Raw genomic sequence first — 16,857 nt, 5'->3', positions numbered from 1 at the left:
TGGCTGGGCACGACGGTTGGGAACGGCAGCACGGGGCGAGCGGCCTTCTCGAATAGGCGGCAACGGGATGCGTGGGGCACTTAGGGTTCGATGACGAGGCGTTCGATGAGGCCGTCGCGGAGTGTGAACTTGTAGCGCAGATCGATGGTGCCGCCGGGGAAATTGCCTTCGAGGTGGTGGGTGGCGATGTAGCGGGTTGCGTCGGTCTGCTGGGCGTGGGTGAGGTGGATGGTGTAGGTGAATTCGGTGGCCGATCGGTTGAGCCACGCCTCGATCACCTCGGTGCCCGCGTAGGTGTTGCCGTCGTCGATCACCGTGGCTTGGTCGGTGAACGCCGTGATTGCGGTGGCGGTGTCGTGGGCGCGGTGCGCTTTCAGGTAGCGGGTGATGACCTCGGGCAGGGTGTCTGGGGCGCTGGTGCGTGGCTGGTTGTCGTACATGGCGCTCCTTGGGATGGTGGTGGGTTCAGACGGTGGGGGTGGTGCCGCCATCGATGACGTGTTCGGCGCCGACGATGGCCGAGGCGCGGTCGGAGACCAGGAAGGCGACCAACTCGGCGACCTCTTCGGGCCGGTTGGGACGGCCCAGCGGGATGCCGCCCAGCGAGTCCATGAGCCGGCCCAGCGCTGCTTCCTGGGTGATATCTGCGTCGTGGGCGATCCGGGTGACGAGGTTGTCGGCGGCCGAGGTCTGCACGAAGCCGGGCGAGACGGTGTTGACGCGGACGCCGTGCGAGGCGACCTCGTTGGCCAGGCCCTTGCTGTAGGTGGTCAGGGCGGCCTTGGCGGCGGCGTAGGCCAGGGTGCCGTTCCACAGCGGCATGCGGCGCTGGATCGAGGTGACATGTACGACGGCCCCCTTGCCCTTGGTGATCATGTGCGGCAGGAGTGCGCGGTCCAGGCGGACGGCGGCCAGCAGGTTCGTGTTCAGCTCCCTGGCCCAGTCGTCCTCGCCGAGCGCCGCGAACCCTCCGGCCGGTGCTTCGGAGCCGCCGAGGGTGTTGACCAGGATGTCGACGCCTCCCACACGGGCGTCCACTTCGGCGGCGACGTGGGCTGCGCCCTGGGCGGTGGACAGGTCGGCGGTGATGAACGTCTTCTCCTCGACGTCGTCGGGGCGGCTACGGGCGGTCACCAGTACGGTTGCGCCGGCCTGGGCTAGACGTCGGGCGATGGCGGCTCCGGTGCCCTTGGTGCCGCCGGTGACGAGAGCACGCCGGCCTTCGAGGGATTCGCTGAGGGGTGTGGTCACGGTGTGCTCCGTTTCCGGGTGCGGGCGCGGAGGGCACCGCTCCCGTCGTTACTGCTAAAATCAAAGCTACTAACTTCGACTTTAGCAGCAACTGAGGGGATGGTCGCCGTGGCAAGCCGGATCAGGCTGGAGGACCGGGAGTGCCCGCTGTCCACGACGGTGGAACACGTAGGCGAGTGGTGGACGCTGCTGATCCTCCATGACGCCTTCGACGGTTACACCCGCTTCGACCAGTTCCAGGAGAGCCTGGGCATCTCCTCCAGCATGCTCACCACTCGACTGAAGACCCTCGTCGCGGACGGACTGCTGGAGCGCCGGCCCTACCAGACCAACCCCGTCCGGCACGAGTACGTCCTCACCGAACTCGGGCGCTCCCTGCGACCGGTGATCGTCGCCCTGGCCGCATGGGGCAACTCCCGCCTCGCACCGGCCGAACGCAGCATGATCCTCATCGACGCCCACAACGGCGAGGAAGTCGAACCCGTCGTCGTCGACGCCAAGACCGGCCACCGACTCGACGACAGCGACACCTACGTCTTCACCGCAGGTCCCGCAGCCAGCAAGGCCATGCGCCACCGTTACGCGACACGACCGGCCACCCCCGCGGAGGCGTAGGGCTGCCCCGAGCAAGCCTCGGAAAGCCCTGATCCGGGCCGGAACGCACAAGTTGTACCTAATCGACCAGGCGCACAGGATCGCCGTCGACACCTCCCAGGCCCATCGCGCCCATTCATCGACCACTTGATCAAGTGAGGCGAGGAGCGATGCCGGTCGTTTTCAAGAATCGCCATCAAGAACGCCTTCGGCAAGCAACTTCTCGCTCTGCCGAAGCAGTTCGAAACAGCCTGCCAGCCCAGTGAAAACCTCGCCGAAGCAGTTGACGCCAGCTTTCGCGAGCACCCAGATGCCGAGATGCTCCTGAGTTTCCCAGACCTCGGCGTCCAACTCGCGGCACGAGTTCTCGCCGAGACCGGCGACGACCTCAAGCGCTTCTCCGACGCCCGCGGACTGAAGACATACGCCGGATCCGCGCCGATCACCCGCGACTCCGGCAAGAAGCACTATGTCGGACGCCGCATGGTCAAGAGCAATCGGCTCCACCACGCCGGCTGCCTCTGGGCCTTCTCCTCCCTGCGCTCATCACCCGGCGCGCAGTCCCACTACCGCCACCGGCGGGATATCCGCGACTGGCACGCGCAAGCTCAACGGCACCTGATCAACCGCCTGTTCGGGCAGCCGTTCCACTGTCTCCAGAAGCGAGGCCTCTTCGACGAGGAACGCGCCTTCGCTCCGCCCTCGCACTCATCATTGGCAGCTGCTGCTTGACTCCTTCGGATCCCGAGATGTCTATCGGGACACGCCCACCGTTTCGGTGACAGCACGCACCGCCTCAGGCAGCAGTCGGCAGATCAAACGCAAGGCATCAGGGCCAGTCGTGTCACGGCCAGACCACCACCCAGGTCGGCACCCCAACATCCTCACAGCGGCCTCTGTGGGGAGGCAGGCGACGAGGTCGACGCGTTCGTCGCCGGTGTGCTGGCGGCCCAGGTCTGCCAGCACGGTGCGCGTGACGCCTTCGACCCGCTCCCGGGTGGGATACGCGCCTTCGTAGCGGATTCTTTCCACCATCTACTGAAACGTCATGCCGGGCCGGGCAGCGGCCGATTCACGCAGCGGAAGCATCGGAGGGCGTTGCCTTTCTCATTCAAGGGCGTTTTCGCCGGCAGGGTGGGCCAACGTTGGCTGGCCCACCCTGCTGATTTGTGCGAGCGGCGCACGCTCACGGGCTTAGGTGTGCTCGGGATGGCCGAAGAGGGGGTCGTAGCCCGGGGGCAGTTGGAGCAGGATGCGGTGGGTGAGATCCTCGCCGGCGGCATCAGCGGCCACGCTCAGTACGGCACTGACGTCCCAGGCCGCGGTCTGCTCGGTGGCTCCCTCGATCCACGCCGCGGTAGCCCGGACAAACCGCTCCGGCGAGAGCGGCTCGGTGGCCTGCAGCGGGTTGAGAAGAATCACGGCGAAGGTCTCCGGGAGCCTGGCGGCCGGCTCCGCCCGGACCACCCCCACCAGATGTGCGCCCAGCAAGGCCAGAACGGTGCGTGCGGAGCGTTCGGCTTCCTGGGGTGTGGCGTTTTGCCGCGTTCCTGCACGTGGCCGAGGGATGCTTCCCATCGCATGGCCACCACTGCTCCTTCTGCATCGTTGCGCGAAGGACGGAGTGCGGAGGACGGGGCCGGAAGGGGAGGTCGATGCCCGTCCTCCGCCGTAGGTGCGGTCGGGAATTGGCTCCTCAGCCGCTGATCTGCTTGTGGTCGGACTCCCCGCCGATTGCGATCTTGCGAGGCTTGGCACGCTCGGCGATCGGGATGCGCAGCGTCAGCACCCCTGCTTCGTAGTCGGCGGTGATGCGCTCGGTGTCCAGGGTGTCGGCCAGCACCAGCTGGCGGGAGAAGACCCCCAGGGGCCGCTCGGAGAGCTCCATCTGCACGTCGTCGGCCTTCGCGGCCGGGCGGCGCTCGGCCCTGACGGTGAGCATGTTCCGTTCGACGTCGATGTCGATCGCGTCCTTGGCGACACCGGGCAGGTCGAGGGCGATCACGTAGTCCTCGCCTTCGCGGTAGGCGTCCATCGGCATCGCCGAGGGCCTGGACCAGGTGCCGGTCACCCCCGTCAGCTGCTGGGCGAGCCGGTCGAGTTCGCGGAACGGGTCAGTGCGCATCAACATCGCGAAACACCTCCACAGGTCTGGCAGGAAACTGCCAATGCGCTTCACCTGACACCGTTGTAACATGTCATCCAACCGATGACAAATGAAACGTCGCCCAAATGATGACGCGTCTGAGAGGATCTCCATGACCGCTTCTCCCAAGCGCCGTGCCCCCACCTCGTTCCCCGCCGCCGCGGAAGCGCTGAGCACGATCGATACAGCCGTCCGCGCCGCCCAGACCGGCAAACACCCGCAGGACGGGCAAGCCAGTGCGGACCAGGCCCTGGCCGCGCTCCTCCTCCTGCGCGAACTGCGCGACCAGCTCGCCGGATGGGAACCCGGGCTGATCGAGGCAGCCCGGGCAGCAGGATCCAGCTGGGCCGACCTCGCACACCCCCTGGGCGTCGCCAGCCGCCAGGCCGCGGAGCGGCGCTACCTGCGCGTACGCCCCGGAGCTCCCGGCGCCACCGGTGAACAACGCGTACAAGCCACCCGCAGCCGCCGCGCCGCCGACCGCACGATCGCCACCTGGGCCCGGACCAACGCCGCCGAACTACGCCAGCTCGCCGGCCAGATCACCGCCCTCACCGACCTCCCCGCCCAGGCCCACGCCCCCCTGGCCCGCCTCACCGAAGCCCTCGCCGACAACGACGCCGCCAACCTCCTCAACCCACTCGCCGACACCCACACCCACCTCAGAGCCAACCACCCTGACCTCGCAGCGCGCATCGACACCATCAACCGCAAGGACGACCGACCTCGCCAGGCCGGCAGCGATCACGGCTGAACCACACGCCCCCCAGACAGCACGCTGATCCCCACAGCGCCGGGGAAGTCACCTCGCGCTCCCGACCGTTGGCAAGCGCACTGCCTCGGCTGTGCTGCCGCTCCGCCTTCTTCCGCTGGTCCCCGAGGACGCGGACGCCTGTCCTGATGACGGTCGACGAGCGGCGCAGCGTGTGCGGAGGCCGGCTCTGTGAGGAACTGCGCAACGTCGAGGACCAGGTGGCCGCCACCGGCCGCGCCCGGGCCACCATCCAGCTGGTGCTGGGGCAGGTGCCACACGGTCGCGAGGGCCGGGCGCGGATGCTCGACATCGTCTACGAGCTCCGTGACGACCCGCGTGCGATCGCCGGCGTTCTCGCCTCACCACTGCGGCGCTGCGCGAGGTGGCCCTGCAGCGGCCGGCGGACGCGTGGGTCGGGCAGTGACGGTGGGCATAGGGTCCGGACGCCACGCCGCGGGAGGTCATGCCCGACGAGGAGCGACCGACCGCGTCACACTGACAGCAGGTGCGCCGACGAGACGAGGTGGTCGCGGATGAAGTTCGGAGTATCGACTTTTGTCACCGATGAGGGCATCGGCCCCAAGGCGTTGGGACCCGCCCTGGAGGAGCGTGGGTTCGACTCCCTGCTGCTGGCCGAGCACTCGCACATTCCGGTCAAGCGGGAGTCCCCGTACCCGGGGGGCGGTGAGCTGCCGCGGATCTACTACCGGACGCTCGACCCGTTCGTGGCGCTCGCCGCGGCCGCCTCGGTGACCCGTGACCTGCTCCTGGGCACCGGCATCGCTCTGGTGATCCAGCGCGATCCGATCCACACCGCGAAGGAGGTCGCCTCCCTCGATCTGATCTCCGGCGGCCGGGCCGTGTTCGGGGTCGGCGCGGGCTGGAACCGCGAGGAGATGCGCAACCACGGGACGGATCCGGCCGTCCGCGGGCGGCTCATGGACGAACGCATCCGCGCGATGATCGAGCTGTGGACGAAGGAGGAGGCCGAGTTCCATGGCGACTTCGTCGACTTCGATCCCGTCTACGCCTGGCCCAAGCCGGTCCAGAAGCCCCATCCGCCCATCTGGGTCGGGGGCGACAGCGAGCGCGCATTCGAACGCGTCGCCGCGTACGGTGCGGCGTGGATGCCGAGCGCCCTGCCGCTCGAGAAGCTGGGTGAACGCATCGCGCGTATGCGGCGGACGGCCGGTGACCGTCCGTCCGTCGTGGTGTACGCGGGCCTGCACGACCGGAAGGCGCTCGACACCTACGCCGAACTCGGCGTCGAACGCGTCCTGCTGTATCTGCCGACCCTGCCGGAGAACGAGACGCTGCGCACCCTGGACGAACTGGCCGAGGCCACGTCCGGCCACCGGTGACAGCTCGCGGCTGCCGCTGAATAGGAGCTGACCGTGGCGGACATGGCCGGGGACGAGGCGCGTCGCCGGTTCATGACCGCGCGGGTGGCGCGCCTGGCGACGGTGGACGCGGGCCTGCGCCCGCATCTGGTGCCGGTCGTCTTCGCGGCCCACGGCGAGGAGATCGTCACCGCCGTCGACTGGAAGCCGAAGCGGTCGCAGCAGCTGAAACGGTTGGACAACATCGCGGCCCACCCGGCTGTCTGCCTGCTCGTCGACGCGTACGACGAGGACTGGGAGCGGCTGTGGTGGGTCCGCGCGGACGGTGACGCGCGCGTGCTGCCGCCCGGCACCCAGGGCGAGTACCCGGCGGCCGTCGCCCTGTTGCGGGAGAAGTACGCGCCGTACCGGCAGCGACCGCCGACCGGTCCGGCGCTCGTGATCGCCGTCCGCCGGTGGCACGGCTGGCGTGCCGCGTCGGGGGGGTGACCGTAGGGCAGGAGACACGCCGCCCCCGGCATCACCAGTACCGGCACCATCGCGGCTCGTCGTCACCGTTATTCGACTACCCGACACCGCCGTTGCCCCGGAGGAGCTGGGTGCCCATCCGCCCGCCGTCCCGACACCGCTCGTCTCCCCCGGCGCGCGGCGAACGCCGCAGCTCAGCCAGGCCCGCTCGTGCTGCTCCGTCTCACCTACCTGACCGCTGCTCACCTCTTCGCCGCTCTGGGCCTGCCGCGCACGAGTGACCACGCCAAGCCCGCAGAAATCCTCGCCCTACGCCACCAGCTCTCTCTCCTCGAGCGCCAACTCGACTCGCAGAAAGTAAAGTTCAGCCCCCGTAGACCGGGTCGTCCTCGCCGCGCTCCTGGCCCCGCTCCCCCGTGCGGTGCTGCGCGGCTACTGCTACTCGTCCCTCCGGACACCATCTTGCGAAGGCATCACGACCTGCTCCGGCGGCGCCACGCGAGAGCCTCCTGCAACAAGCAGCCCGGGCGCCCCGCACCGTCCGCTCCATCCGAGCCCTCGTCCTGCACCTGGCCCGCGAGACACGAGATTGGGCAGCGGATGTTCAGTTACTCGGGAGTCGCCGAGTAACTGGCGTGTTCGATGTTCACGAGATTGGGTTCTGGCTCAACTTCTGTGAAGCGACGCCATGTGGTCGTCATCGCTGCCGTGTTCGCCCTCTTCCACGGCAGCGCCGAGGCGCCGCGGACAACACGGGTCCAACCTCCTGACGCGGCGGTTTCTGCGTCATCACGCACCGAGCCAAGCCGACGACCACGGCCATATCGAGCCGCGAGACCCGGCGAGCTCTGCATGTCAACTGGAGACTGAGGTTTTCTCAGCGGTGATCTTCGTGCCGCACGACCCGGGGAGCCCGGACAAGCTGTAGCCCGTCCGTCCGCGGCTGTCCGCACAGCCGGGGCTGACCCAACCCCCAGCCCACACACACCCCGGACGGCGTACTCATGCTGCCCGGGGTGCGATGTTTTGTCAGTGGCCCACTGCGAGGGCATGACCGTGATCCCCGCGTTCGACGCCGAACTGCACGACCGGGTACTGCGCGATCAAAGCGCAGCCGGACGCTCGGACGTTCTCCGGCCACGCCTGGTTCGGATAGGCGACGTTCTCCGGCGTGGCCTCGTTTTGCTGGGCGACGTTCGAGACGGCCTCGCGGCTGGGTCCTCTCGTTTGCCAGGGATTCCTCAGCCTGTCCGGCACACAGTGAACTCATTCAAAGTTGCCGCTCCAGGGTGAGTACGGCCGCGGCGATTGACGACATTCGATTCAGTCTGCACCGGGCTATGCGGAAGACCCGCCAGGACTTCGGCGGGCCACTCCGCTCCACCGGTGCCCGCGCCCCCGAGAGAGCGCGGTTGATCGTTCGATGGGTTGGCGTGAGGTCGCGGCCCGGCTGGCGTCTGAGGGGTGTCATCCCCCACGGGCCAGTTGCCATGTAGGCGCGGTCGGCGAGGACGGGGACACCGTGGCGTTCGCAGATCCGGATGATCCGGTGGGTCGGGCCGCGGTCAGGTCGTGGGCACGGCTGGGCAGTTCAGGCGAGATCCAAGGCAGCCGCTTGGCAGGATCGCTCACTACCTGCACGTTCTCCCCGTGCCGATGATGCTTTTGGGAGTAGTCGGCCCGGCCGTCACCAGGGCGGTCGCCCTCCGCCAGGTGGTCGATCAGGACCTAGTCCTGCTCGGATTCGCGCAGGGCACGCAGGAGGCCGGGCGCACGGTGGCGAGCAGGTCGACGACGGCTGCCGCGTACGCGTGGGCGGTGCCGACGGAGATACCGAAGCCGGCAGCGAGTTGGCGGACACCGATCCCCTCACCCGATCAGTGGCCACGCTGAAAGAGCTCAGTGGTAGCGCCATGCAACTCGGCGCATCAGCCCGACACATCGCTGGTTGTGGTCGCAGAAAGTCAGCATCGCCAGCTTGCCACGGACCGGGCTTGACGGACGGGGTCTGGCGAAGCTGGTCGATTCGCCAGTGGACGGCGTGATCTGGATCAGAATGTGACGCCCCTGCGGCCCCCGGAGCACCAGGCCAGCCAGCGGCGGTGCAGCCCCCCGGACGGGGCGTCGGGCAGCCAGCCCGCTAGGGCCTGTCTTCAAAGGGAGTTGATGGGGCATCATGTAGTGCATGGTGCGGCGGCATGAGCTCTCGGATGAGGAGTGGGATGTGCTGTCGAGGCTGCTTCCGAGGGCGGAGACGGGGCGGCCTCGGCGGGATGACCGGGTGGTGCTGAACGGGATCGTATGGAAGCTGCGGACCGGTTCGGCCTGGCGTGATGTGCCCGAGAGGTATGGGTCCTGGCGGACGTTGTACACGCGTTTCCGCAGGTGGGCGTTGGATGGGACCTTCTCGCGGATGCTGGAGGCGGCCCAGGCCCGCAAGGATGCAGTCGGGGACATCGACTGGCTGGTGTCGGTGGATTCCACGATTGCCCGCGCTCACCAACACGCGGCAGGTGCTCGTAAAAAAGGGCGGCCCCAGCAGAATCGGCACACTCTCACGCCCTCGGACGATCCCGTGGCGGACTGACCACGAAAATCCACCTCGCCTGCGACGGCCGCGGACGCCCGCTCGGCTTCCTCGTCACGGGTGGCAACGTCAACGATTGCACCCAGTTCGAGCAAGTACTCGCGCGGATCAAAGTCCGGCGCACGGGACCGGGACGACCGCGTACTCGGCCCGAACATCTCCTGGGCGACAAGGGATACAGCACGCGACACATACGCAGCTACCTGCGGAAACACGGAATCCCGCACACCATTCCCGAACGTTCGGACCAGCAGGTCAACCGCCGCCGACGCGGCAGCAACGGCGGTAGACCACCTGCCTTCGACAAGGAACGCTACAAACAGCGCAACGTCGTCGAGCGTTGCTTCAACGCGTTGAAGCAGTACCGGGCCATCGCCACCCGCTACGACAAGACCCGTGAATCGTATGAGGCAGCCCTCACCATCGCATCACTCCTGATGTGGATCTGACTCCTTTGAAGACAGGCTCTAGGCCCGGCACAGCACTAGCGTGACGACCCGGTCTTGGCGAACTGGTCGACGATGGCCCGGCAGAAGGCTGGCAGGTCCGCCGGCGAGCGGCTGGAGATGAATTGTCCGTCGATGACGACTTCCCGTCGACGACCTCGGCCCCGGCGTTGCGCAGGTCAGTGCGCACACTGGACCAGGAGGCGAGTCGGCGTCCGCGCACATGAGCAGCCTTTGCACCTTGGCGAGATCAGCGGCGGGCGGGACGGCCAGGACGACCATGCCGAACCGTTCTATGCCCTCGCCGTTGACTCCGAGTCCTGAAACGCGTTGATCACGTACTGAGGTGCAGCGCCAGGAAGGGCCCTCGCCCTCCTAGTTCTCGGTCGTAGGTCGGAGCTGGACCGGACCAGAGACCGATGGCGCCGGCCCGAACGGTTGCTAGCGTGGAAAGCAGTTCCGGCAGCCAGGGGGAAGGAGGCCGACCGATGGCAGTCGAACTCAACCACACGATCGTCGCCGCGCACGACACGATGGCGTCCGCACGGTTCCTCGCGGATCTGCTGGGTTTGGAGGTGGCACCTGAGTACGGTCCGTTCGTCCCGGTGCAGATGCCGAACGGCGTGACGCTGGACTACATGGACACGGCCGAGGCGATCAGCCCACAGCACTATGCGTTCCTTGTCTCCGAGGACGACTTCGACGCGATCTTCGCCCGTATCGGCGAGGCGGGCTTGACCTACTGGGCGGACCCGTCCCACCACCACCCCGGCGAGATCAACCACAACGATGGCGGCCGCGGGGCGTACTTCGACGACCCCAACGGACACAACCTCGAGATTCTGACCAGGCCGTACGGCAGTGGCGAGGACTGATACCCCGGAACCTGCCGTGAGCCGGAGCCCCCTCGGCGACCGTGTGCCCAGGCGACTGGCCGGGGGACGGCAGCAGGCTCTGGTGGCTGACGGTCGGGGCCCGGCGCCAGGGGCGTATTAGGAGCGCGGCGGCGGTGAGGGGCAGCGTCAGCCAGGCGCCGTCGCCGGGGCGCATCGCGGTGACGAACGCCACGGCGGCACCTGCGAGGAGCAGGGCCCGGTGCCCTGCCGGGGTACCCCGGCAGGGCGGTGCCACCGCCCGAAGGAACCAGCCCGTCGCGGCCAGCGCGCCCAGCGCGCACCACAGGTTGGGCATCGCACGGGGGCCGTAGTAGAGGGTGATCCAGAGTCTGGCGAAGAGCAGGCCCGCGCAGCCGAGGACGGCCGGCGGAAGGAGGCCTCGCCAGGCGCGCAGGGCGATCAGCAGGCCGAGCCCGGACAGGAGGGCGAGGTAGGTCCGCAGGACGGCGGGGTGGGCGGCGGATCCGGCGAGCGCGGCGGCCGGGGCGGCGAGCCAGCTGACGCCACGGGCGCGGGGCGCGGAGAAGTACGCGGTGGGGGTGCCCGGTTCGACCTGGCTGACGTACACGATCTCGTCCCAGCCCAGGCCGGTCCCCGGGATCACCAGCAGAAGCTGGGCCAGGACGAACGCGCCGGCCGCCGCGGCGGGCGCGTACCTGCAGCCCGCCCGCAGCCGGCCGGCAGCCGTGGCCGGCTCGGTCGCCGGGGCGCCGCCCCCTCGCTGGGGGCCGAGCCGCTGTCCCATGCCGCTCCCGGCCGCTGCCGCGTCCCGCCCGTCGCGGCCCGCTCTTCCGCCACCCTCCGCCGGGGGAGCACGCCCCGCCGTCGGAGGGGGCCGTTCAGGGCAACCGGTGAGGGGGTGTGCGGTCTCGGAGAAGGCACGAACGGCGGCACGGGCCGCCGCCAGGAAGAGGCGGGGAGGGGTGGGCGGCTCCACCGTCTGCGGGCTGCCCACCCGGCGTTGCCGCACCAGACTGCCGGGCCGGTCATACGAGCAGAGTGGGCTTCGGTGCGAACCGGCGGAACGTCGTCGGCCGGAGCCTGTGACCCTTGCTCGGGGTCAGTGGTGGGCCAAGCCGGCGAGAGTACGCCAAGCGGCGCCGCGTACGGAGTCGACGGTCACCTGCTCGGGCACGTACTTCTCGCAGTCAGGGTTGTGGCAGGGCCCCGCCGTCCAGTGGGGAACGTAGACGCCACGGTTCCCGGGATGCGGCGAATCCCCCCAGTCCTTTTGACGAAAGAGATGCTGCGTTCGAGGCGTGCAGGTGCCGCATTACTGGGCGTAGGGCGGGTCGGTGGACAACCTGTTCGTCTTCGCCCTGATCTTCGGCTACTTCCGGGTGCCGCGCGCCTACCAGCATCGGGTGCTCTTCCTCGGCGTCCTCGGCGGCGTCGTCTATCTGGTCGTCGGCATCGACGCCGGCGTCGAGTACACCACCGCGTGGCTGTTGGAGGCCAGCCCGACCCAGACGCCGCTCCAGGCGGCGGCCTCGCGGAACCCGATCACGTGCGCCTGCCGGTGCGCGAGCAGGTCCACCGCCAGCGACGCGATCACGGTGACGGCGAACACCAGCCACAACCACAGCGGAACGTCGTGCACGGCCTGACCTCGCAGACGCGATCGACCGGAACTCCTCCTTCGAGTCTGCGGGACGCGGCGGTGCCTGTCCCCCGCGCCAGGCGCCACGGGGCGGTTCGAAGGCGAGATCGCCGAGGAAACGCGGCGACGCCCCCGCCGGCGTACGAGCAGGGCGGACGGACCGGCTCCACGGGGAATGAGAGCCGGGCCGACCGCACGGCGAAAGTCCCACACGGCGCGGCGTGCGTCGGCAGCGCGGCCCTGTTTTCTACCTGGGCCTGGGGGAACCCGGGCCGTACCCGGCAGGACGGGACAGAGCGGGTACCGGTCGTCCGCCGACCGGACGAAGGACGCCGCGATCACCGCGCATCCGACCCTGCCCGAGCCGGAAGAAACGGCCACCCGCACCCCCGTCGTGTGGTCGCACACCGAATGGGATCCGCTGGAGAAGATCGTCGTGGGCCGCCTCTACGGGGCGGCGATCCCGCCCCGCCCATCCGGTGGTCACCTGCAACATCCCCCGCTGGGCCGCCCGCCTCCAGCACCTGACCGCCGGCCGCCGTTACCCCCGCGCCCTCCTCGACCCAGCCCGGCAGGAACTGGAAGGCCTCATCGCCCTTCTGCGCTCCCTCGGCATCACGGTCACCCGCCCCGACCGGATCGACCACCGCCGACGGTTCGCCACACCCGAGTGGCCCTCCCGCGGCTTCTGCAACACCTGCCCCGGGACAGCCTCCTGATCGTCGGCGACGAGATCACTGGATGCCGATGCGACGTCGTATCCGTGCCGTTGTCCCGCAGCCCGCCGACCAGATCGACCACCGCTTGCGGCGAGGCCGCGCCGGAGCAGGTCACGTTCCTCGATGACGGATGTCCGTGACGCAGCCCCGTTACTGCTTCTCCTCCATGCGGATGACACGCCGTAGCTCGTCGGCCGCTGTATGGCTCGCGCCCTCGCGCTGCTCCAGTATTGCCGCCGCGATGGCGTCCAGCTTGCGCTGAACCGCGTGCGCGTCACGCCGTTCGGTGTTCGTCAGCACAGCGAGCAAGAGCAGGTTGACGGCCGCCACGACATCTCCCGCGAAGATCAGCCAGGGCAGCGGCAGGTGCGCAAGGTGTATGGCGACCATGCCGAGGACCAGGAGCACGCACAGGGCGGAGAACAGCGGCGAGCTGGTGACGTTCGATGCCCGGTCGGAGAAGGCGGCGAACACGTCGCGCCCGGTGCCGCCCCGCTCGGCGGGATGCTCAGTGGTCATGACCTCCATCCTCCCTGCCCGGCACCCCCCGGTACGGGACCCTGGCCGGACTTCCCGACGAAGCCAAGGCACAGATCGAGGCGGCGCAGACGCAGCTCGGGGCAGCTCGGCGTGATGCCGGTCAGGCGGTGACGTCCAGCGCCACCTCGAAGAATCTCAACCGGCTGCCGCCCTCCCAGCGCTACAAGCGCCGATCCACTCGCTGGAAGCGGTACGAGAAGCAGCGCTCCGGCCACCAGCTGCAGGTCGACGTCAGGTTCATCGAGCCCCTCGGCCAGAGGGGCCGCAAGAAGCGCTACTACCAGTACACCGCCATCGAGACTGCACCCGGCCCCGGGTCCTGCGTGCCTACCCGCGCAACGACCAGAAGACGGCGATCCAGTTCATCGACCACGTGCTGGCCAAGCTGCCCTTCGCCGTCGAGCAGGTCCAGACCGACAAAGGCCAGGAATTCGGCTCAGCCTTCCACTGGCGCCTGCTCGACAAGGGGATCGGCCACGTGCACATCAAGCCCCGCACGCCGCGGTTGAACGGCAAGGTCGAACGGTCCCACCGCATCGATTCCGAGGAGTTCTACCGGCTACTGGAGGGCCAAGTCATCGACGACGTCCGCCTCTTCAGCACCAAGCTCCAGGAGTGGGAGGACTACTACAGCCACCATCGCCCCCACGGCGCACTCACCGGCCAGACACCCTACGAACGACTTCGGCAGAAAGCTCAGAACCCACTGTCATAGGCGTCCGTCAGCTGCACAGACCGACATGGCCCGTAGCGAGGACGAGCCCCAGGGACGCCCCGTTCTCTCGTACGGCCCGCCTGTCCACGACGCGATCGCCACCAACGGGAGCCGGTGAAGGCAGTCGCCGAGGCTGCCAGAAAGGCCCTCTACGGGGTAGATTTCACACCTCACAGTGGAGCAGTACGACGAGGTGAAGGGCCGGCCGCCTCCGTGCCGTCGGCCGCGCCGTACCCCTGTTCCCCGACGCGGCCCGCCGGCTCGCAGAGCACACCGCCGCCAGCCCCGGCCATCCATGGACCGGCGCGAAGTTCTCCTCGGCATGCGGCACTCGCGACGTCCTCGACACAATCCTGGTCCGCCCCGACCTCGTCGCGGAGATCAGCGCCGACACCGCCTCTCCCGGCGGAGAGTCGAGTTCGGGTGCGTGCCGACGGTTCAGCTCGACGCGAGTGTGCGCGTTCGCACCGCACCCAGTTGAGAGCGGTCGAGGCCCGGGTCCGTGAAGCCCCGCGCGACAGTGTGCAGCACACGGGCCATCGCCTGGGCCGCCGGCGTGCTGGCGCGCTGGACGGGCCTGGCCAGGAGGATACGGCGGACCGGGGCGCTGTCGCTGGCCGACTGCTCGCTGGACAGGGAGAGAAGGCGTACATCACTTCTCCGGTTGGTCAGAGCCAGCCGAGGGGCAAGGGCCAGGCCGAGGCCGGCGGCGACCATGGCCTGGGCCTCCTGGTAATCATGCGAGGCGTAGGCGATACGCGGTTCGAACCCCGCCTGGCGACAGGCGCGGCGCAACACGTCCGCGACAGGATGGTTCTCCGCGCGGATGATCCACTCCTGGTCCGCCAGGTCGGACAGCCTTACGTGATCGGAGCTGACCAGTGGGGAACTGGTGGGCACGACCAGCACCGTCGGGTCCTCGAGGAGCGGCGTGAGGATCAACTGATCGTCGTCGACACGGTTCCAGTCGTAGTCCCAGAGCAGTGAAAGTTCCACCTCGCCTGTGTGCAGCATCTCCCGCAGCTGAGCGAGGACTCCGGCGCGCACGACCGTACGCACCTGCGGGTGCGCCCGGCGGAAGCGGGTCAGGGCCAGCGGTAGCAGCGAGGCACTGGCCGTCGGGAAGGAGCCGAGGGTCACGACCCCGCGGTCCAGGTGTCCGAAGGCCTCCAGGTCGGCTTCCGCAGCCTGGAGTTCACGGCGGATGGCACGGCCTCGCTCGGCCAGCGCGGCGCCCGCGGCGGTCGTGCGCGCGCCCCGGGGCAGCCGCTCGATCAGTGGCTGTCCGGCCTCGCGCTCGAGCAGGGACATCTGTTGGGAGGCAGCCGAGGTCGTCATGGACAGCGCCTCGGCGGCAGCAGTCAGCGAGCCGCGCTCGGCAACCTCGGCGAGCAGCAACAGTCGGCGAACATTGAGCATGCAGTGAGTTTAGCTCAGCTAAACCCTACTCAAGGAAAGAGACATTGTGCTCAATCCACCGGCTCTGCGAGAGTCGGCGCGACGTAGCGGCCCCGCACCCGTTGTGCTGAGAGAAAGACGCTCTGACATGCACGTTCCCGCAACACTGGTACGAGGTGGGACCAGCAAGTGCTGGCTCTTCCCCCAGGTGCACATGCCTACCGACCGCGACCGGATCGAGCGCATTCTGGTCGACGCGTACGGCGCGGCAGACCCCGTTCAGCTCGACGGAGTCGGCGGCGCCACCCCCACCACGTCCAAGGCGGCCGTGGTGGGGGCCAGTGCCCGCGAGGGCGTCGACATCGACTACCTCTTCGCCCAGGTCGGCATCGGCACCGGCACGGTCGAGTGGGGCAGCAACTGCGGCAACTGCGCGACGGCCATCGCCCTTTACGCCGTGGCCGAGGGCTTGGTGCCGCTCAAGGGCGACCGCACTCCGGTGGTCATGCGCAACATCAACACGGGCGCTGTGCTGGAGGCCGAGGTGGACACGCCGGGCGGCCGGGTCCAGGAGTTCGGTGACCGTACGGTCCCGGGCACGCTGGCCGGCGGCGTACCGGTGGGACTCGCATTCCGCGACCCGGCGGGGGCGACGACGGGCCACTTGCTGCCCACTGGCCTGCCTGCCCAGGAACTACCGGTCGGTGAACTTGCGGGCGGTGTCAGGATCCCGAACTCCGGGGCACCGCTCATCGTGAGCATGGTGGACGCCGGTGCGCCGGTCGTCCTGGTGGACGCTGTGCGAGCCGGCCGGACCGGGGCCGAGACGCTGGACCAGATGCGTGCCGAGGCGTCCTGGCTGCGCGCGACGCGCCATGCCACCGCCGTCCACATGGGGTTGGTACAGCCCCGAGCCGAGCCGGGCGACGCCGTTCCCAAGACGGGCCTCATCGGCCCTCCCGTCGCCTACACGACGACCTTGGGCGAGCATGTGGCCGCGCACGAGTACGACGTGTCGGCACGAATGCTGTCCATGAACTCCCCCCACCCAGCCATCGGCCTCACCTCCGCGGTCGCCGTGGCCGCGGCCAACCTTGTCGAGGGCACCGTGGTGGCCAACGCCTCCACCGCACCCGGCGGCCGCGTCCTGCGCATTGGCACCCCGGCGGGTGTCCTGGCCGTCGAGTCCTCGGGAGCCGGGCCCGAGCGGGTCACCGTCGCCCGGGCCGCACGCATCCTGTGCCAGGCCCGCATCCTCGTACGTGACCTGGCCCTCCCGGCAGCCGCCTGACCCTGCCGCCCCCGGTGAGCCGCATACAGCGGACCCCCGCAGTGTCCCTTCGGGACTGTTCTTCACCATGTTTGTCGTGCTTCCCCATCTGGCACGCCTCAGCCGATCTGGC

At 69.0% G+C, this 16,857-nt stretch carries 13 protein-coding genes and 8 pseudogenes; 11 read left to right on the top strand and 10 right to left on the bottom strand.

Annotated elements, in window-relative coordinates:
* Nucleotides 1-80 precede the first annotated feature (80 nt).
* Entirely contained in the window at nucleotides 81-440 is a 360-nt protein-coding gene (locus OHO83_RS46115) for a nuclear transport factor 2 family protein (RefSeq protein WP_266681745.1), read from the bottom strand.
* Nucleotides 441-465: 25 nt separating this feature from the next.
* Nucleotides 466-1,251, bottom strand: coding sequence for an SDR family oxidoreductase (locus OHO83_RS46110; protein WP_266681744.1), 786 nt, complete (start codon nucleotides 1,249-1,251; stop codon nucleotides 466-468).
* Nucleotides 1,252-1,350: 99 nt separating this feature from the next.
* Here OHO83_RS46110 and OHO83_RS46105 point away from each other — a divergent pair, with 99 nt between their 5' ends.
* Together OHO83_RS46105 and OHO83_RS46100 are read left to right on the top strand one after the other, a co-directional pair.
* Nucleotides 1,351-1,866 carry a winged helix-turn-helix transcriptional regulator gene (locus tag OHO83_RS46105; protein ID WP_266681743.1) on the top strand — a complete coding sequence of 172 codons (516 nt, stop codon included), beginning with the start codon at nucleotides 1,351-1,353 and terminating at the stop codon, nucleotides 1,864-1,866.
* A 171-nt stretch (nucleotides 1,867-2,037) separates the two neighbouring features.
* Nucleotides 2,038-2,577, top strand: a pseudogene (locus OHO83_RS46100) (transposase); the annotation flags it as partial.
* A 21-nt stretch (nucleotides 2,578-2,598) separates the two neighbouring features.
* Here OHO83_RS46100 and OHO83_RS46095 read toward each other — a convergent pair.
* The 3 genes and pseudogenes from OHO83_RS46095 to OHO83_RS46085 all read right to left on the bottom strand — a co-directional run bounded on the left by OHO83_RS46095 (nucleotide 2,599) and on the right by OHO83_RS46085 (nucleotide 3,976).
* Nucleotides 2,599-2,880 carry a hypothetical protein gene (locus OHO83_RS46095; protein WP_266681742.1) on the bottom strand — a complete coding sequence of 94 codons (282 nt, stop codon included), beginning with the start codon at nucleotides 2,878-2,880 and terminating at the stop codon, nucleotides 2,599-2,601.
* Between the two features lie 159 nt (nucleotides 2,881-3,039).
* Nucleotides 3,040-3,428, bottom strand: a pseudogene (locus tag OHO83_RS46090) (DUF2267 domain-containing protein).
* A 113-nt stretch (nucleotides 3,429-3,541) separates the two neighbouring features.
* The gene (locus OHO83_RS46085; protein ID WP_266681741.1) at nucleotides 3,542-3,976 is read right to left on the bottom strand and encodes an Hsp20/alpha crystallin family protein; all 435 of its coding nucleotides are present in this window, start codon (nucleotides 3,974-3,976) and stop codon (nucleotides 3,542-3,544) included.
* A 127-nt stretch (nucleotides 3,977-4,103) separates the two neighbouring features.
* Between OHO83_RS46085 and OHO83_RS46080 the strand changes: the two genes are divergently transcribed.
* The 3 genes from OHO83_RS46080 (at nucleotide 4,104) to OHO83_RS46070 (ending at nucleotide 6,574) form a co-directional block, all read left to right on the top strand.
* Nucleotides 4,104-4,745, top strand: a complete 642-nt coding sequence (locus tag OHO83_RS46080) for a type III effector protein (protein WP_266681740.1) — start codon at nucleotides 4,104-4,106, stop codon at nucleotides 4,743-4,745.
* A 533-nt stretch (nucleotides 4,746-5,278) separates the two neighbouring features.
* Nucleotides 5,279-6,106 carry an LLM class F420-dependent oxidoreductase gene (locus tag OHO83_RS46075; RefSeq protein ID WP_266681738.1) on the top strand — a complete coding sequence of 276 codons (828 nt, stop codon included), beginning with the start codon at nucleotides 5,279-5,281 and terminating at the stop codon, nucleotides 6,104-6,106.
* 42 nt (nucleotides 6,107-6,148) lie between these two features.
* Complete coding sequence (locus tag OHO83_RS46070; protein ID WP_100597887.1) at nucleotides 6,149-6,574, top strand: TIGR03668 family PPOX class F420-dependent oxidoreductase; 426 nt, start codon at nucleotides 6,149-6,151, stop codon at nucleotides 6,572-6,574.
* 1,249 nt (nucleotides 6,575-7,823) lie between these two features.
* On the opposite strand, the pseudogene OHO83_RS46065 reads toward OHO83_RS46070, so the two are convergent.
* A pseudogene (locus OHO83_RS46065) lies at nucleotides 7,824-8,406 on the bottom strand (transposase family protein); the annotation flags it as partial.
* A gap of 332 nt (nucleotides 8,407-8,738) precedes the next feature.
* Here OHO83_RS46065 and OHO83_RS46060 point away from each other — a divergent pair.
* Nucleotides 8,739-9,589, top strand: a protein-coding gene (locus OHO83_RS46060) for an IS5 family transposase (protein ID WP_266681736.1) whose coding sequence is annotated in 2 segments (ribosomal slippage) — nucleotides 8,739-9,096 and nucleotides 9,096-9,589 — 852 coding nt in all. Because the reading frame shifts where the segments join, the coding sequence is not laid out codon by codon here.
* Between the two features lie 35 nt (nucleotides 9,590-9,624).
* Here the strand turns inward: OHO83_RS46060 and OHO83_RS46055 are convergent.
* Nucleotides 9,625-9,809, bottom strand: a pseudogene (locus OHO83_RS46055) (DJ-1/PfpI family protein); the annotation flags it as partial.
* 265 nt (nucleotides 9,810-10,074) lie between these two features.
* Here OHO83_RS46055 and OHO83_RS46050 point away from each other — a divergent pair.
* Nucleotides 10,075-10,461 (top strand): VOC family protein, encoded by a 387-nt coding sequence (locus tag OHO83_RS46050; RefSeq protein WP_266681734.1) that lies wholly within the window; start codon nucleotides 10,075-10,077, stop codon nucleotides 10,459-10,461.
* Nucleotides 10,462-11,774: 1,313 nt separating this feature from the next.
* Nucleotides 11,775-11,909, top strand: a pseudogene (locus OHO83_RS46045) (TerC family protein); the annotation flags it as partial.
* Between the two features lie 2 nt (nucleotides 11,910-11,911).
* Here OHO83_RS46045 and OHO83_RS46040 read toward each other — a convergent pair.
* Nucleotides 11,912-12,082 (bottom strand): annotated as a pseudogene (locus OHO83_RS46040) (TerC family protein); the annotation flags it as partial.
* A 355-nt stretch (nucleotides 12,083-12,437) separates the two neighbouring features.
* Here OHO83_RS46040 and OHO83_RS46035 point away from each other — a divergent pair.
* Nucleotides 12,438-12,818 (top strand): annotated as a pseudogene (locus OHO83_RS46035) (amidinotransferase); the annotation flags it as partial.
* Nucleotides 12,819-12,951: 133 nt separating this feature from the next.
* Here OHO83_RS46035 and OHO83_RS46030 read toward each other — a convergent pair.
* The gene (locus tag OHO83_RS46030) at nucleotides 12,952-13,320 is read right to left on the bottom strand and encodes a hypothetical protein (protein ID WP_266681732.1); all 369 of its coding nucleotides are present in this window, start codon (nucleotides 13,318-13,320) and stop codon (nucleotides 12,952-12,954) included.
* A gap of 152 nt (nucleotides 13,321-13,472) precedes the next feature.
* Between OHO83_RS46030 and OHO83_RS47210 the strand changes: the two are divergent.
* A pseudogene (locus tag OHO83_RS47210) lies at nucleotides 13,473-14,056 on the top strand (integrase core domain-containing protein); the annotation flags it as partial.
* Nucleotides 14,057-14,494: 438 nt separating this feature from the next.
* Here OHO83_RS47210 and OHO83_RS46020 read toward each other — a convergent pair.
* Nucleotides 14,495-15,475, bottom strand: a complete 981-nt coding sequence (locus OHO83_RS46020) for a LysR family transcriptional regulator (protein WP_266681728.1) — start codon at nucleotides 15,473-15,475, stop codon at nucleotides 14,495-14,497.
* Nucleotides 15,476-15,602: 127 nt separating this feature from the next.
* On the opposite strand from OHO83_RS46020, the gene OHO83_RS46015 reads away from it, so the two are divergent.
* Nucleotides 15,603-16,745 (top strand): PrpF domain-containing protein, encoded by a 1,143-nt coding sequence (locus tag OHO83_RS46015; RefSeq protein ID WP_266681726.1) that lies wholly within the window; start codon nucleotides 15,603-15,605, stop codon nucleotides 16,743-16,745.
* The last annotated feature ends 112 nt before the right edge of the window (nucleotides 16,746-16,857 follow it).

It is taken from the genome of Streptomyces sp. NBC_00569, assembly GCF_036345255.1.
Taxonomy (GTDB): Bacteria; Actinomycetota; Actinomycetes; order Streptomycetales; family Streptomycetaceae; genus Streptomyces.
Note: the sequence above shows the minus strand (reverse complement) of the source record. Positions and strands in the feature narration are given on the sequence as shown.

What these genes read in the sequence shown, in the direction of transcription:
- OHO83_RS46115 (WP_266681745.1), bottom strand. Translation starts at nt 440, where the DNA reads ATGTACGACAACCAGCCACGCACCAGCGCCCCAGACACCCTGCCCGAG.
- OHO83_RS46105 (WP_266681743.1), top strand. Translation starts at nt 1,351, where the DNA reads ATGGTCGCCGTGGCAAGCCGGATCAGGCTGGAGGACCGGGAGTGCCCG.
- OHO83_RS46095 (WP_266681742.1), bottom strand. Translation starts at nt 2,880, where the DNA reads ATGGTGGAAAGAATCCGCTACGAAGGCGCGTATCCCACCCGGGAGCGG.
- OHO83_RS46085 (WP_266681741.1), bottom strand. Translation starts at nt 3,976, where the DNA reads ATGTTGATGCGCACTGACCCGTTCCGCGAACTCGACCGGCTCGCCCAG.
- OHO83_RS46080 (WP_266681740.1), top strand. Translation starts at nt 4,104, where the DNA reads ATGACCGCTTCTCCCAAGCGCCGTGCCCCCACCTCGTTCCCCGCCGCC.
- OHO83_RS46075 (WP_266681738.1), top strand. Translation starts at nt 5,279, where the DNA reads ATGAAGTTCGGAGTATCGACTTTTGTCACCGATGAGGGCATCGGCCCC.
- OHO83_RS46070 (WP_100597887.1), top strand. Translation starts at nt 6,149, where the DNA reads ATGGCCGGGGACGAGGCGCGTCGCCGGTTCATGACCGCGCGGGTGGCG.
- OHO83_RS46050 (WP_266681734.1), top strand. Translation starts at nt 10,075, where the DNA reads ATGGCAGTCGAACTCAACCACACGATCGTCGCCGCGCACGACACGATG.
- OHO83_RS46030 (WP_266681732.1), bottom strand. Translation starts at nt 13,320, where the DNA reads ATGACCACTGAGCATCCCGCCGAGCGGGGCGGCACCGGGCGCGACGTG.
- OHO83_RS46020 (WP_266681728.1), bottom strand. Translation starts at nt 15,475, where the DNA reads ATGCTCAATGTTCGCCGACTGTTGCTGCTCGCCGAGGTTGCCGAGCGC.
- OHO83_RS46015 (WP_266681726.1), top strand. Translation starts at nt 15,603, where the DNA reads ATGCACGTTCCCGCAACACTGGTACGAGGTGGGACCAGCAAGTGCTGG.